The following is a 12,924-nucleotide window of genomic DNA, read 5'->3' on the forward strand; positions in this document are numbered from 1 at the left end:
ATGTCATAATAAATGTAATATAAGGAAATATTGTAGAAGGGGAGTAAGGGGATGGAGAAAGTTCTTTCTTCACATGTTGGTGTGAAAATAAATGAATGGTATAAAATGATTCGTCAATTTAGTGTGCCAGATGCAGAGATTTTGAAAGCTGAGGTAGAACAAGAAATTGAACGAATGGAAGAAGACCAGGATTTACTGATTTACTATCAATTGATGTGCTTTCGTCATCAGCTTATGCTTGATTATATTAAACCCTCAGAGCAGCGCTCTTTATCCATAGCAGACTTAGTAGATAAAATAGAAAACTCCAACCATAAATTGTCCGGCATGCTGCAGTATTACAACGCGTTTTTTCGTGGAATGTATGAGTTCAGTATAAAAGAATATGTACAGGCCATTCAATATTACAAGATCGCTGAGCGGCAGCTCGCACTGGTTGTCGATGATATTGAGCAAGCGGAGTTTCACTTCAAGGTGGCTGAAGCCTACTATATTATGAAACAAACTCATGTTTCTATGCATCACATCATAAAGGCGCTTGAAATATACGATCAGTATGAGTTACAAGATTAGAAAAGTTCAATGCTTATTTGTAATAGCAGGAAATTATGATGATTTTAAGCAGTATGAAAAATCATTAATACATCTGAATAAAGCCTATTCCATCGCTGAAGAAATAGCGGATAAAAGGTTGATTGCCAAGGCACTTTTAAATATAGGAAACAATTATGAAAAAAAACAAGATTATGCAAAGGCTATCCAATATTATCAAGAGTCTCTTGAAATATCAGAAGATGGTGTGGACGATGTAAAATCGGTCATATATGTTAATCTCTGTTGGGCACTATATAAGACAGGAGAAAATGATGAAGCATCCAAATTAGTGGATAAAGCTTTGGAACTTGTCTCTCATAAAGAGAACCCGCACGAAATTTTATTAATACGTTCTATAAGAACAACATATGAAAGTAATGATGAGGAAGAGATTCAAGCTATGCTACAGGCATTTGAAGAAAAGCAGTTGTTTGTTTTCGTAGAAGAATTCACTAAAAACCTTGCAGTGATTCATGAAAAAAGAGGAAAGTTTGAGAAAGCAACAGAATATTACAGGAAGGCATTTCAAGCCCAACATAATATTCAAAAAGGAGAGTGTCTTTATGAGTGTTAAAAAAATGATTGTTATAAGCTCTATTATCCTTCTAGGTGCAGGTTTATATGAAGCATCTAGCTTGATTAAACCAGCATCAAATCGGAATACAACAATGGAGGAGTCGAATAGAAATACAACTTTCATTCCACAAAAAATCGATCGAAACACGACAATGATCAATCGAAATACAATTTCTCAAAACGTATAGGCAAAATTAAAACAGACCATGCAGGGTCTGTTTTTTTATGGGGACAGATTGGGGATGAACCTTTTCAGTTTTCTTCAGAAATGCACATTTTTTATCAGAAAGGCTCATCATAGAACCTTATTAAATCAGTCTTTTTCAGGGAAGAACAAAGTAAAACCCCTGACTTTTATGGCTAGGGGATTTTTTCTGAGAACTTTCTTCAAATGTTAATCACAAAAAAATAAAGGCACCAAAAGTGAGAAGTGTAACGCCAAGAGATACCAAACTGATAAGTGGCGCAATAGTTCGCATTAATTCCGCTTCGACATTCACTACTAAAACCAGCTTTCTCAATTTCTTTCTCTTGCAAAATGCCCACTATCTTAAAAAAACCTGCATTTTTGTTGTAATTGCAATAAAAATATTTTATTCTTACTAGTATAAGACCTTATAAATGCTTCACCTGGTTCAGACTAATATCAGAAAAGGATTGATAAACAATGCATATAAAAAAAATAACAACTGAAAATGACTTACAAGTTGCTCTTAATATTAGAAAGTCGGTCTTTATTGATGAACAGCAAGTACCTGAGTCTGAAGAATTTGATCAATTTGACACTCTTCAGGAACAATGTCAGCATGTCTTGGTATGCCATGACAATGAACCTGTCGGCACAGGTCGGGTGCGTATTGTGGATGGTACAGGTAAATTGGAACGAATTTGCATCCTAAAACCTTATCGTAAGTACGGTTTAGGCAAAGTGATTATCAGAGAACTGGAAAAAATCATGCAAGAAAAAGGAATTACAAAGATAAAGCTGCATGGACAAACACAAGCAGAAGGTTTTTATAAAAAACTTGGTTTTCAAACTGCTTCAGATGAATTTATGGAAGACGGGATTCTGCACGTTTTAATGATAAAAGAATTATCTTTAAGTAGAGATCATGTCTAATAAAAAAAAGTATGTTTCTTACGGTTTAGGTGTACTCGTATTAAGTTTAGGAATTTCATTAACAATACAATCAGGACTAGGTGCTTCCCCATTTGATGCCCTTTTAGTTGGCCTTTCCAAAGAATTTGGTCTTACCGTAGGGAGCTGGGAGGTCTTGATTTCTATCATCATCTTAATTTGCAATTCTATATTAGTGAGAAAAAAACCTGTTTTTTTAGGTTTGATTACAGCGTTCGTGACTGGAATCGGTATTGATCTGTGGTTACTCCTCATCAAATATGTCATTGATACAAGCACGTGGTTTAGCAAACTGACTTGCTTTGGAGCTGGTTTGATATTCATTGGTCTTGGAACAGCCGTATATCTTCAAACAAAATTCGCATCAACACCAATTGATCATTTAACACTCATTCTTCGAGATATTTCAAAAAGAACCATCGCATTTTCGAGAACAATATTATATGCATTTTTCTTCATATTAGCTTTTATATGCAAAGGACCTATCGGTGTTGGAACCATATTAACTATTTGTTTCGGAGGCATCATTCTTCACTTTTTCATGCCTATTGTTAACCGTCGGTTATTATCAAATTGATGATTTGGCTGGGTACGATAAATCAATTAAAAAGCTTCTATAGTAAAGGTAGAAGTGAATAGAGGATAGCGCTGATAATTACAAATTCTATATTGGCAGGGGAGAAATATATATATCACTAGAACCCTTCACGTTAGGGAAGATTACTTACGAAGAGTTGCTGGAGGCTTTATCATAAACAAAGCTCATGGTAGACTTTGAATGGACAGAAACATGACATAACTCTTGAAAGGATGATTGTGGTGGTGAAAACAGATAAAGTCTCCTCCTGAATACATGAAATAACATTCAGGAGGAGATAAAAAATGTTTAAACAAATAGATGAAAATTATCCGAGAAAAGAGCACTTTCATCATTATATGACGGTAACCCGATGCTCATATAGTCTGGTGATCGATCTAGACATCACAAAATTGTATGCAATATTAAAAGAAAAAAGGCTAAAAGTATATCCTGTGCAAATTTATTTGTTAGCAAGAGCTGTGCAAAAATTACCGGAATTTCGGATGGATCAAGTGAACGATGAACTTGGTTACTGGGAGATTCTCCATCCTAGTTATACGATTTTAAATAAAGAAACAAAGACGTTTTCAAGTATTTGGACGCCTTATGATGAAAACTTTGCTCGGTTTTATAAAAGCTGTGTAGCGGACATGGACACTTACAGCAAAAGCAGCAGCCTATTTCCGAAACCTCATATGCCAGAAAACATGTTCAATATTTCAAGCCTGCCGTGGATTGATTTTACTTCTTTTAACCTTAATGTATCTACAGATATAACTTATTTACTGCCAATATTTACGATAGGCAAGTTTAAGGTGGAAGAAGGAAAAATCATTCTGCCCGTTGCGATTCAAGTACATCATGCTGTTTGTGATGGCTATCATGTCGGTCAATATGTTGAATATTTGAGATGGCTTATAGAACATTGTGAAGAGTGGTTAGATTCATTGGATATGTCCTGAATGTCAGGAGTGATTTGCAAGAGGTGTTCCCGTGGAATTTAAAAGATAGCTTAAAGCAGACTTAAATGAGTCTGCTTTTTTGTTTTTTGATGAAAATTTAAACGTGACAAGTAGCTATTAATGGCAATAAAGATTTGTTTCTCATTTTTTTTTGCGGTTTCTTTTCGGTGTTTTGTAAATTCTATCATGTGATAATAAATGGAATATAAGGGAACTTAATGAATTGTGAGTAGGGGATGTAGAAAATTTCAGCTTGAAACTGTTTTCAAGAGTAGGCCTGAAAAGTGATTTGTGATGATTCTGAGTATATTTAAGCTTCTAAGTCAATTAAAGATAGGTGATAAACTACGTAGTAATGGAATATAGAACGTTAATTCAACCATAGCAATTCATTATGCTGCTAGGGTTTACAGGAAATATGGTTTCGATTTTGATAAATATTAAACAAGTTATGGTTTATGACAACGTAAAAAAGATTAACAAATTAAATAACAGCCCAACAAAAGGTTAAATAAAATTTTGAAATTATTAAAACAAAATCAATGCGGAATACAACAATCAAAGAACAACAAAAAACATGTCGAAACACGACGATGATTGCTCGACGCACAGCATCTCAAAATGTATAAAACATATGAAAACAGACCTTAAGGAGGTCTGTTTTCATATTGGCTTCAGTCAAAATCATCATGAACATGAGGAAGATGTAAGTGTTGTATGCACTTTTGTTGTGCACAACATTTTATGTCAAGCCTCAAGGTTGTGTAAATAACCATCAAGATAAAAAGACATTGTATTCATCACATCTGTTTTAAAATCTCGTTTAAATTCATGCAAATTATGATTTTCAATAATAGTAATGACTTCATCTGGTAAAGTGGCAGTGAGTTTGCATCCAGTGATAATCGCTGCTTCAGCTTGAAAAATATCCATCACTTGCGCCTCATTGATCACATCATTTGAACAAAGTAAGTCTGTCATTTCCGTTAGCTTTTGAAATAATAACAGTTTTGATTGAAGCATGGTATCAGAGTCGATGTTTCTTTCCAAAACAGACGTGCGAATGGCTTCTAATCTAATGTACATAGGATTTTTATCAATGATTTCTTCCAATTCTTTCAGAAAAAGTTGTTTGATATCCTGAAGGTTTTTGATCTGTGTTTCAGAAATAATTTCAATGAAGCGTTCTAGTCTCTTTACATATTCCCGGCATAATAGTTGGAAGAAAAGAGCTTCTTTTGTTTTGAAATAAACAAATAGTATGCCCTTTGATAGCTTCGTTTCTTTGGCGATATCTGACATTTTGATTTGGTTATATTCATGTGTCTCAAAAAGCGCTGCTGCTTTATCTAAAATCGCTTGAGCTCTTAGAGCCTTCGCTTCATCTGTCATCGCTCGTTTCATTATTTTCAACCTCCATTTCAAAGGTAATTTTGATTTGGAGTCAGACAAAGAGATATTTAGGGGAGCAAGTGATTAGCTGAATCTTTTAATGATTTTGTCAAACGTACGATCACCCAGGAGATTTTTCATAAACACCATAGGTTTAGCACCAAACCCAACCAAATAGCGCGTTTTAGGTTTCGTTACAGTGACAGCTTTCACAATTGTATTTGCAATGACATCTGGTTTTGTTAAATTACTTCCTGAATACGTTTTTACCATATTATCTGCTGATTTGTTGGCAGCTTCTTTATAAGCTCCTTTTGCTGAAGCAGTTTTAAGTTTTTCTGCTGCAATGACGCCCCAATCGGTTGCGATCCCGCCAGGTTCCACAACAATCACATCAATACCAAATGGTTCAACTTCTAACCGTAAGCAATCAGAAAAACCTTCTACTGCAAATTTTGTAGCGTGATACCATGCGCCAAATGATGTCCACACTTTACCACCCATAGAAGAAATATTGACGATCTTTCCATAGTTGTTTTGTCTCATATTAGGCAGAACAAGCTGCGTCATTCTGGCCAGTCCAAACAGGTTGACTTCTACTTGTCTTCGAGCTTCTTCCATAGATACATCCTCCACCGCACCATATGAGCCATAGCCGGCATTATTGACAAGCACGTCGATTCTTCCTTCTTTGTCCAAAATCTCACGTACACAGTTTACCATAGACTCTTCATCAGTGACATCAAGTGAAATGGTGTGAATTCCTTGAGAGATGAGATCCTCCATCATTTCTTTTCGACGAGCAGCACCATAAACAATAAAACCTTTCTTATTTAATTCAATTGCTGTGGACTTTCCAATACCTGCTGATGCACCTGTGATAAGAGCAACTTTTTTACTCATTCGTTCTTCCTCCTTTTAATGACCTTTGGTCAATTATATATGACTTAGGGTCAATTATAAATGACTGACGGTCAACTGTAAAGGGGAATATGAAGATGTTTTATCATTTGTTTTAATGGTCGAATTTATGACCATGAAACGCTTTAAGAGTACAAAAAAGGTGTTTAATACTTTGACCGCCAATGGCCGGAGGATCTGGTGGTCATTTTAAAAATATGAATGATATACTTATCTCAATAAATACTGGGAGGCATCCATTTTGAATTTGAAATCATTCTGGGAGAAAGATGAAGAGAGTCCTTTTACGTTAGAAAAGATAGATGAGGAACAAATTCGTGAAGCAGAGGGAACACTTGGAGTCACTTTACCCGATACATACAAAAAACTCATTTTAGAATGGAATGGTGGTTTTACAGTTCGTAATGCTTTTCCAACCGAACGGCCGAATTCATGGGCAGAGGATCATGTTCAATTCGATCATCTAAGAGGAATCGCTAAAGATGATGGAATTATGAATAGTGTTCAGTTAAGTGATGAATTGGAGCTACCAGAGGGATTTGTTTTCATCAGCGGGGAAGAAGATACATGGATTGCCATGGATTATCGAGAAACGAAGGAACATCCTCCTATTCACTATTTCGATTTAGAGCTGGAAGTAGATTTTAAGCTGGCAGATAGTTTCGATGAATTTGTTAAGCGGTTATATACAGCTGACGACGCCATGGTTGAAGTAATAGAGATTGAGGAGGAAGCTTCGGATTTATATATCAGTAAAGAAGAGCTTGAACACATTTTTGAGAGAGGAGACCTTCGTCAGCAGAATCTCTTCAAAATGGCACATTATCCGATGGAAGACATTGAAGAGATCGCATGGTTTTTCTTGCGCATGAAACAGTGCATCAAACAGATAAAAGATCAACATGTCTTGTATGAAACAGCTACTGCTATTCACTCCAACCTTCTGTTAAACCCAGATATGCCAAGGAATGACCGTATTAATCAAGAGCTGCAAGAAATTGCTGAATTTCTAGAAAATAGTGAAGATCCGAATACCGCCTTTTTGGGAGAGGACATTCATCCAGTGAAAAAACGATAGTGAAAGATGAAAAGCCCTTTCCAGGGCTTTTCGAATGTAGTTTATGATCTCTTTTTATTTAAAATTTTCATAATGAATAATGCTATATATGAAGCAATGAATGAGCCTAAAGTGTAAACAACAGCCCAGCCAAAGAAAGAGACATTAAAAAGTGTAAATGTCAGAATGAGCAAAATGATAAAGCTCACAATTGGCATGAAATAAACCTTTTGTACAAACAATGTGACGATAAAAGAAGCGATGATCATACTGACTGGAAGCAAGCCGAATGCGAATTCTAAATGAGTCATATCCATTCTCCTTTTAAATGACTTAGCTACATTTGATTTGTTCTCATTGTCTCTCATACACTCAAAATTCATAGTACATCGGGTTTTTGAGTTTAGTAAATTATATTAGACAGAAGAATCAATAACCATATCATAACACATAAAATGAAATTATTTCATTTTATGTAATTTAAAGGGTTTTTGATGATTTTAAATCTTTCTTTTTGTCATCTTATTGAAAGTCATATTTAAATAAAGTATAGTAAATTTATATGATATAGAGGAGGATGGTTAAAAATGATGCATGCAGGAAGATTACGCCAGAAAACTTTGAATCAGTAATTTCATATGTTCAAAGGCTCTGTTTTCATCAAACGGAGTAAACGGGGTAGTCTGCACATTTTTAATGATCTTCAGCGGGAAAGTATGCAATTTCACTAGAAAAGAGGCAGCTAATCGGTCTGTCTTTTTTTGTATGTTTTTTATGATGCAAAGAAAGGCATATGTCTAGCTTTGTTTACTCTGACCACATAAAGTAGCCTGTTTGTGGGTTTTGTGATGATATTCTTGATGCCTATTGATCATGACTAAATGAACAATTGGAGGATTGGATATGAATAGACTGGAATTAAAGCAGTTAGTCAAACATCACGGATTAGAGATTTTAGAGAATACCATCAAAATAAATGAATCAGGTGTGGATTTCCGTGTCGCTCACGTCGAAGATTTACATGGTGATCAATGGATAATAAGAATGCCTCGCAGACCTGAATCAATGAAACATACCTTACAAGAAAAAAAGACATTAGATTACATTAGTAATCAGGTTCACTTTCAGGTTCCTAAGTGGTCTATCTTTACAGAAAGTCTGATTGCTTATAAACAATTAGAGGGGGTACCGGCGGCTAGTATTGATGTGGAACAGCAATCTTATGAGTGGAGATTTGACCAAACGAATGTACCGCAAGCTTATTATGAATCATTAGGAAGAGTTTTAGCGAATGTACATTCCTTAGATCAACAGCCTTTTAAAACGATCGGTGTGGACATGCTCAGTGCTCATGAATTAAGAGGATCAATGAAACAGCGAATGGAACGTGTCAAATCGCAATACACCATTAACAGCGGTTTATGGGAGCGCTGGCAAGAATGGCTAGCTAAAGATTCTTTATGGCCGCCTTTTGTGGGAGTGAAGCATGGAGATTTGCATCCTGGCCACATTCTGATTGATGAAAATCAATGTGTTACTGGTGTGATTGATTGGTCTGAAGTGGGGATTGGTGATGTATCTGCCGACTTTTTGTCGCATCAACTTCTCTTTGGGAAAGAAGGATTAACGAAACTTATCCATGCGTATGAAAAAGCAGGCGGGAGAACTTGGTCAGGAATGGATGAACATATAATAGAACTTCTGACGACAAGTGCGATCACTGTGGCCGAGTACGCACAGAGATCAGGATTGAAAGATATGTATGAATCTGCAGCATACATGTTGGCAAACGAAAGCTAATCAATCAGAACGAATCCAAAAAAGCCCCTAAAAAGGGCTTTTTTTAATCTAAATCATGAAAAAACTGTTTGAGTTGATCAATGAAAACGGATTTGGATTTTCCTTTTTTATAAATGAACTCAATATTGATGTTGAAATTGATAGATGGCTCAATTGAAATTTGTTTTAATGTTCCTTGTTTTACTTCATTTCTAACACAATGATGAGGTAGAAACGATAGTCCCATTCCTTGCAGTACTAAATTTTTTGCAGTTTCCATATGATCAACCTCAATGGAGATGTTCGGTGTAATATTGTTTTTTTGAAATAATCGGTGGAGCATCAACCAATCAAATGACCCATAGTCAAAGAAAATAAAAGGTTGTTCTTCTAGTTCATTCATATTGATGTTGCCTAGTCTGGCAAGCGGGTGATGAGTTGGGACGAACAGCCCGATTGGATCGCTGAAAATCGGGATTGATTCAATTTGAGGATGTGTTTCAGTCCTGACAATGCCAAAGTCTACTTGGTTGTTAATCACTTTTTGGACAACATCCTTTGAATGTCCTGTTACAATTTTCACTTTCAGGTTTTCGTATTTTTCTTTTAGGGCGGGCAATATGTTAGGCAATAGATTATTGGAAATAGAGGATGCGCATCCAATCGTCAATTCATAAGGGATCATCGTTTGTTTGAGACTATGCTTTGCTTCTTGATAAGAATGGAGAATCTTTTTGGCATGCGGGTAAAACTGTTCACCTTTTTCCGTCAGAGATAATTTATTTCTCTGTCTATCAAATAATTTCAGGTCTAATTCTTTTTCTAACGATTGAATACGTGCTGATACAGAAGGCTGGGTTAAATACAATGCTTCTGCAGCTTTATTGATACTGCCTAGCTGGCATACATAAATAAACGCTTCTATATTCTCAATATTCATGTTATCCCCTTATATGACGTTCTTTAAATGTTTAGCTTTTCAAGTTCATACACTAATTTTACAGCTTCTTTCGCCAAAATGACAGTAGGGTCAATCACTTTCACAGCTTTGGTTGACCTTAGAACTAGAGGAATTTCTGTACAGCCGGCAATGATGGCTTCTGCTCCTTGATTGATTAAAATTTCTGCAGCTAACGCCAGTTCACTTTCGCCTTTACTCAATTTCCCTGCTTTCACGGCATAAATCCCATTCATCACACTTTTCTGAAGGTTTTCACTAGGAGTCATGACATCAATCTTGTGATGGGCACAAGCCTTTTGATAGAGCTGGGTTTTTAATGTGCCATCAGTACATAGTAAGCCCACAGACGTATAGTGATGTTTGTTCAGGTGCTTTGCGGTTTCTAATGGCATATTCATGATAGGGATATGAGTGGATTGTTGTACGTTTTCTAAAAAGAAGTGAGCGGTATTGCATGCAATCAGAATAAAGTCCGCTCCTGCGCGTTCTAATCTTTTAGCTGATGCAATCATATATTCTGTAGGATCTTCGCCTTTCCCAAATATGGCATTGGTTCTATCAGGGATTTGCGGATCATTATCAGCAATTACATGGAGATGATCCTGATCTTTTATCGCTGGTGTATGAGAAATGATTTTTTTCATCAGATCAATCGTCGCTAAAGGGCCCATACCACCCATAATACCAATTGTTGTAGACATGCATATCACCACATTTCATTTTTTTCTATTATAAAAAAAGAAAGGAGGGTGAGTGTTATAGAAAAGTTCTATTTGTATATAGAAGGTTGATTAAAAGCACCTTTTATTTTCTTCTTTATCTGTTTTGCGGTATGAGTTGCAATCTAATCAAAAAACATTAGAATAAAGAAAAATTGATAAAGGAGCTACCATTATGAATTTCAATTTGGATGAAGCTTTAGATATGTTGAGTCGAACTCCTCGTACATTAGAAAGTCTTTTGTCAGGTTTATCGAAGGATTGGCTCCACAGTCGTGAAGGGGAGGGAACGTGGAATCCCGTTGAAGTCATTGAACATTTGATTGAAGCAGAGAAATTCAACTGGATTCCCCGATTAAATGTCATTCTTGCTGATGGAGAGAATACACCATTTCCTGCGTTTGACCGCTACTCTCATTTGAACCAATCTGAAAGACAGATAGAACAAGCATTATCTGAGTTTCATCATGTGCGGATGGAGAATGTGGCATACATTCAGCGTATGACACATTCAGGCCTTGATTTAGAGAAAAAGGGCGTCCACCCGGAGTTTGGAGTCGTGAAAGTGAGCGAATTACTTTCTGCGTGGGTTGTCCATGATTTCACCCATATCTCCCAAATTGTTCGAGTCATGGCGGAACGATATCGAACCGATGTAGGACCGTGGAGCGCTTATTTAGGGATTTTGAATAGGAAATAAATGTTTAATGACGCTTCGCGGCCCACTCAGATTGAAGAATGGCATATTGATACTCATCGACCCAATGTCCTTTTGACATATAATTTTGCAGCAAATGTCCTTCGCGTCTCATGTCTAAACGTTCCAGTACTCGAATAGATTTTTCGTTTCGTACATCTGTAAAGGCAATGATTTTATGCTTGTTCAGTGTAGTGAAAATATATTCGATCATTGAATTCAAGGCTTCATGAATATAGCCCTTTCCTTGAAATTCAGGCGCGAGTGTAAATCCTATTTCAACGATTCTAGGCTCGCTGCCGAGTGTATGAATGGCGCAATCTCCTATCAGCTGATTGGATTCAGATAAGGCAATCGCGTATTGAAACCACGTCCCTGGTTGATTAGGTTGTTGCGTCATTTGGTGTTGTACAAATGATTCAGCGTCTTCGTGCGTGTAGTTTTCCCAGGATTGAAATGTGGCAATAGAGGGATTTGATCGGTATTGATAAAATGCTTCAATATCCTGCTGATCAAACTGACGAATCACAACCCGGTTTGTTCTTGTAAATATGCTGTTTGCATTCTTCATGTGTTACCCTCACTTTTTAGTTTGTTCTTGATTTAAAAAAGTCTATTAGCCATTCAGATAGCTGTTTTTGCGATTTTGTCACAAATCGATCGGCATAATACGTTAATTCAAGATGCCGAACAGGAGCAGGGGCAGAAATAGGGATAGAGACAATATTAGGCCATGCTGAATGTTGCTTTAACAGCCCTCTTGGCTGGATGGTGGCACCGATCCCGGCTTCAACCAACTGCAATAATGAAGTGGCAGACCCAACATCCATGACCGTGTCCAATTCAAAACCGTGTTCTTTACATACGTCATCGACCAAATCTCTTCCTAGATAGCCTTTTGGATACATGACCAGCGCATGCTTTGTCAGCTCTTTTAGCGTCACTTCACGCCTTTTTGCCAGTTCACTGTCTGAATGAACAAACAATTCGTAGGGCTCATCGCCAAGTGGAATTTGAATCAGGCGTTTATCCGCAGGCCCGCGCAGCCCAATTCCGATATCGACTTTATGTGAGAGCACCTCGTCACGAACAAAGATGGTCGAAAAAGCCTTTAGATTGATCTCTGGATACAGCGTTTTAAATTCTACAAAAAGCGGAACAAGCTGAAAGTCAAGATCAGAGGGAAGGACGGCAAGCCGAACGGTACCCCGCTGTTCAGATAAGAGTTCTTTCATGGCATTTTTTGCATCTCGTTCAGCCTGAAGCATTTTCATGCCATATTGATAAAGAAGCGAACCAGCTTCAGTTGCAACTACTTTTTTACCGATTCGGTCAAAGAGCGGCATCCCAACTTCAGCTTCAAGCAGTTGAATCTGTTGGCTTAATGTAGGCTGTGATATACCTAGCTGCTCTGCAGCCTTTGTGAAATGTAAATGATCGAATACAGCCATAAAATAGGTAATGTGACGAGTATCCATATGCCATCCTTTCATTAATGATAGTATTTTCCTATCATCATAATACGAATTATTGTATTGATCAATGAAT

14 protein-coding genes and 1 pseudogene are annotated in these 12,924 nt (G+C 36.8%); 8 read left to right on the forward strand and 7 right to left on the reverse strand.

Translation table 11 applies throughout. The features are described from left to right. Positions 1-51 precede the first annotated feature (51 nt). From NST01_RS05970 to catA, 5 genes and pseudogenes are all read left to right on the forward strand, one after another. A pseudogene (locus tag NST01_RS05970) lies at positions 52-1,168 on the forward strand (response regulator aspartate phosphatase). Further along, positions 1,158-1,358, forward strand: coding sequence for a hypothetical protein (locus NST01_RS05975; protein WP_048003227.1), 201 nt, complete (start codon positions 1,158-1,160; stop codon positions 1,356-1,358). The pseudogene NST01_RS05970 and the gene NST01_RS05975 overlap by 11 nt, the downstream one beginning before the upstream one ends. A 479-nt stretch (positions 1,359-1,837) precedes the next feature. Next, positions 1,838-2,290 carry a GNAT family N-acetyltransferase gene (locus tag NST01_RS05980; RefSeq protein ID WP_046343304.1) on the forward strand — a complete coding sequence of 151 codons (453 nt, stop codon included), beginning with the start codon at positions 1,838-1,840 and terminating at the stop codon, positions 2,288-2,290. Then, a complete protein-coding gene (locus NST01_RS05985; protein WP_007498941.1) occupies positions 2,283-2,885 on the forward strand; it encodes a YczE/YyaS/YitT family protein in 603 nt (200 codons plus the stop codon). Before NST01_RS05980 ends, NST01_RS05985 begins: the two co-directional genes overlap by 8 nt. A gap of 305 nt (positions 2,886-3,190) precedes the next feature. After that, a complete protein-coding gene (catA, locus tag NST01_RS05990; RefSeq protein WP_008348362.1) occupies positions 3,191-3,850 on the forward strand; it encodes a type A chloramphenicol O-acetyltransferase in 660 nt (219 codons plus the stop codon). A 747-nt stretch (positions 3,851-4,597) separates the two neighbouring features. Here catA and NST01_RS05995 read toward each other — a convergent pair. Together NST01_RS05995 and NST01_RS06000 are read right to left on the reverse strand one after the other, a co-directional pair. Further along, complete coding sequence (locus NST01_RS05995) at positions 4,598-5,254, reverse strand: TetR/AcrR family transcriptional regulator (protein WP_060832251.1); 657 nt, start codon at positions 5,252-5,254, stop codon at positions 4,598-4,600. A 72-nt stretch (positions 5,255-5,326) separates the two neighbouring features. After that, entirely contained in the window at positions 5,327-6,145 is an 819-nt protein-coding gene (locus NST01_RS06000; protein WP_008348355.1) for an oxidoreductase, read from the reverse strand. Between the two features lie 265 nt (positions 6,146-6,410). Here NST01_RS06000 and NST01_RS06005 point away from each other — a divergent pair, with 265 nt between their 5' ends. Next, positions 6,411-7,241 (forward strand): SMI1/KNR4 family protein, encoded by an 831-nt coding sequence (locus NST01_RS06005; protein WP_181362775.1) that lies wholly within the window; start codon positions 6,411-6,413, stop codon positions 7,239-7,241. Positions 7,242-7,282: 41 nt separating this feature from the next. Here NST01_RS06005 and NST01_RS06010 read toward each other — a convergent pair whose 3' ends face one another. Further along, entirely contained in the window at positions 7,283-7,531 is a 249-nt protein-coding gene (locus NST01_RS06010) for a DUF2651 family protein (RefSeq protein WP_035392368.1), read from the reverse strand. A 592-nt stretch (positions 7,532-8,123) separates the two neighbouring features. Between NST01_RS06010 and NST01_RS06015 the strand changes: the two genes are divergently transcribed. Continuing rightward, positions 8,124-9,020, forward strand: coding sequence for a macrolide 2'-phosphotransferase (locus NST01_RS06015; RefSeq protein ID WP_341041656.1), 897 nt, complete (start codon positions 8,124-8,126; stop codon positions 9,018-9,020). 43 nt (positions 9,021-9,063) lie between these two features. Here the strand turns inward: NST01_RS06015 and NST01_RS06020 are convergent, their stop codons facing one another. Next, positions 9,064-9,939 carry a LysR family transcriptional regulator gene (locus NST01_RS06020; protein ID WP_341041657.1) on the reverse strand — a complete coding sequence of 292 codons (876 nt, stop codon included), beginning with the start codon at positions 9,937-9,939 and terminating at the stop codon, positions 9,064-9,066. A 23-nt stretch (positions 9,940-9,962) separates the two neighbouring features. Continuing rightward, the gene (locus NST01_RS06025; RefSeq protein ID WP_035392360.1) at positions 9,963-10,661 is read right to left on the reverse strand and encodes an aspartate/glutamate racemase family protein; all 699 of its coding nucleotides are present in this window, start codon (positions 10,659-10,661) and stop codon (positions 9,963-9,965) included. Positions 10,662-10,854: 193 nt separating this feature from the next. On the opposite strand from NST01_RS06025, the gene NST01_RS06030 reads away from it, so the two are divergent. After that, complete coding sequence (locus NST01_RS06030; RefSeq protein ID WP_341041658.1) at positions 10,855-11,379, forward strand: DinB family protein; 525 nt, start codon at positions 10,855-10,857, stop codon at positions 11,377-11,379. A gap of 4 nt (positions 11,380-11,383) precedes the next feature. Here the strand turns inward: NST01_RS06030 and NST01_RS06035 are convergent, their stop codons facing one another. Together NST01_RS06035 and NST01_RS06040 are read right to left on the reverse strand one after the other, a co-directional pair. Beyond that, entirely contained in the window at positions 11,384-11,947 is a 564-nt protein-coding gene (locus tag NST01_RS06035) for a GNAT family N-acetyltransferase (protein ID WP_035700391.1), read from the reverse strand. Between the two features lie 16 nt (positions 11,948-11,963). Next, positions 11,964-12,869 carry a LysR family transcriptional regulator gene (locus NST01_RS06040; RefSeq protein WP_272755234.1) on the reverse strand — a complete coding sequence of 302 codons (906 nt, stop codon included), beginning with the start codon at positions 12,867-12,869 and terminating at the stop codon, positions 11,964-11,966. Positions 12,870-12,924: the final 55 nt, after the last annotated feature.

The sequence above is a fragment of the Bacillus sp. FSL R7-0166 genome (assembly GCF_038008935.1).
In the GTDB taxonomy this organism is placed as follows: domain Bacteria; phylum Bacillota; class Bacilli; order Bacillales; family Bacillaceae; genus Bacillus; species Bacillus altitudinis.

Bases quoted from the DNA above. Each gene is read 5' to 3' on its own strand.
- NST01_RS06000 (WP_008348355.1), bottom strand. From the start codon at position 6,145: ATGAGTAAAAAAGTTGCTCTTATCACAGGTGCATCAGCAGGTATTGGA.
- catA (WP_008348362.1), top strand. From the start codon at position 3,191: ATGTTTAAACAAATAGATGAAAATTATCCGAGAAAAGAGCACTTTCAT.
- NST01_RS05980 (WP_046343304.1), top strand. From the start codon at position 1,838: ATGCATATAAAAAAAATAACAACTGAAAATGACTTACAAGTTGCTCTT.
- NST01_RS06025 (WP_035392360.1), bottom strand. From the start codon at position 10,661: ATGTCTACAACAATTGGTATTATGGGTGGTATGGGCCCTTTAGCGACG.
- NST01_RS06020 (WP_341041657.1), bottom strand. From the start codon at position 9,939: ATGAATATTGAGAATATAGAAGCGTTTATTTATGTATGCCAGCTAGGC.
- NST01_RS06040 (WP_272755234.1), bottom strand. From the start codon at position 12,869: ATGAAAGGATGGCATATGGATACTCGTCACATTACCTATTTTATGGCT.
- NST01_RS05975 (WP_048003227.1), top strand. From the start codon at position 1,158: ATGAGTGTTAAAAAAATGATTGTTATAAGCTCTATTATCCTTCTAGGT.
- NST01_RS05995 (WP_060832251.1), bottom strand. From the start codon at position 5,254: ATGAAACGAGCGATGACAGATGAAGCGAAGGCTCTAAGAGCTCAAGCG.
- NST01_RS06010 (WP_035392368.1), bottom strand. From the start codon at position 7,531: ATGACTCATTTAGAATTCGCATTCGGCTTGCTTCCAGTCAGTATGATC.
- NST01_RS06030 (WP_341041658.1), top strand. From the start codon at position 10,855: ATGAATTTCAATTTGGATGAAGCTTTAGATATGTTGAGTCGAACTCCT.
- NST01_RS06035 (WP_035700391.1), bottom strand. From the start codon at position 11,947: ATGAAGAATGCAAACAGCATATTTACAAGAACAAACCGGGTTGTGATT.
- NST01_RS06015 (WP_341041656.1), top strand. From the start codon at position 8,124: ATGAATAGACTGGAATTAAAGCAGTTAGTCAAACATCACGGATTAGAG.
- NST01_RS05985 (WP_007498941.1), top strand. From the start codon at position 2,283: ATGTCTAATAAAAAAAAGTATGTTTCTTACGGTTTAGGTGTACTCGTA.